Below are 1307 nucleotides of genomic sequence, written 5' to 3'. Positions count from 1 at the left end.
CCAGATACCTGCAGGCTTAAAATACGAAATAAAAAGTGCTTCAAATGAATCTGTAGTGAGTATAACAAAAAAACTTCTGTTATGCACTACGCCTTCTTTTGAAGCACTTACCAACTACAGAATTCTACTTATTCATTCCACGTATCCCTTCTTAACTCAAAACATCTATACGATAGCCCCATATTCTTCTGACAGCTCCTCATTGTCTTTAAATGAGCTAAAAACAAGTCAAGCATCAGCATATCCGGAGATTCTTCTCTTGGATATATCTGATGCTCTCTTTTTCTTTTCGGAATTTCGGGCTTACTTTCGTTTCTACGGTAGCTTCTCGGAACCCTTGATTTTACTGCTTTCCTAGAGCTATTTTTACAAGTAATTAACTAAATTTTCTGTAAATTACCATTTTTACCCTTTTTTTGTGCTCGTCTAAAAATCTACCAACGCATGCACCATTATCATATGACCTCTTATCTCTTTTGTCAATAAACTACTTACACTATAATTTCCTGCTCACTCTTTCTCTGGCTTTTTTCTTCTCTCTTACCACTCCATATCCGATTTTATTGTTCTTTTATAGATCTTTTAGCGCTGCTTCATTCTTTTTATTTATACTTTACGGTGTCAGACTCCCGACATTCCTTACTAATTTTTCGTGTACTGGATACAGATACTCTCACTTTTTTAATAAAGTTTACGGAACTTTATGGTCCTCTGTCATTGCCATTTCTATACTTTTTTATAAATTTTATATCTTCTTTATTTCCACAGGCATTGTGATCTTCAAACTACAATTTTCTCACAATCCCCATGGACAACATTTGAGTCACCTGATTATCCGCATAATCTTTTGACAATTCATCGGCAATTGCTTTTATTTCATAATATATTTTGTTTGCCTCGCTTATATTATCAAGGCTGTCCATATAAAGCCATTTCTCAAACAATATGAAAGAGTAATACTCCATCAATTCAAGTTTATTTTCCGGGAACTTTCTTATCCACTTTTTGAACAAAGGGATTAATTCTTCATCGATCGGTCTCGGAAAATCAAGCCAAGTAACATAATTCCACGAAACCAGATACGAATAACCAAGCACAACTTTCCCCTCGTTCGGAAAAGCTTCGTAAATCTCTTTAAGTTTGTTTTCCGTCGAAAGAAGAATCTCTGATTTGTTAGAATCAAATACGGCAGGAGGATCATAAATAGTGTGTTCATTTGCCTCAAGAATTGCAAGTGCATTCGCCACATCAGCATTATGTGTTTCGTCAAAAATTCGCTCCATATCTTCTGTCTCTTATACACATCT

The 1307-nt window shown here is 35.0% G+C and carries 2 protein-coding genes; one reads left to right on the top strand and one right to left on the bottom strand.

The genetic code is table 11. The features are described 5' to 3' along the window. Window positions 1-358: hypothetical protein (locus ACTNES_RS20830; RefSeq protein ID WP_441040573.1), on the top strand; the 358-nt coding region annotated here is incomplete at its 5' end. A 427-nt stretch (window positions 359-785) separates the two neighbouring features. Here ACTNES_RS20830 and ACTNES_RS20825 read toward each other — a convergent pair. Continuing rightward, a complete protein-coding gene (locus ACTNES_RS20825; protein WP_441040572.1) occupies window positions 786-1283 on the bottom strand; it encodes a hypothetical protein in 498 nt (165 codons plus the stop codon). Window positions 1284-1307 lie beyond the last annotated feature (24 nt).

The sequence above is a fragment of the Blautia sp. HCP3S3_D9 genome (assembly GCF_052063845.1).
In the GTDB taxonomy this organism is placed as follows: domain Bacteria; phylum Bacillota; class Clostridia; order Lachnospirales; family Lachnospiraceae; genus Blautia_A.
This window is presented reverse-complemented; position numbering and strand designations above follow the sequence as displayed.

Bases quoted from the DNA above. Each gene is read 5' to 3' on its own strand.
- ACTNES_RS20825 (WP_441040572.1), bottom strand. From the start codon at position 1,283: ATGGAGCGAATTTTTGACGAAACACATAATGCTGATGTGGCGAATGCA.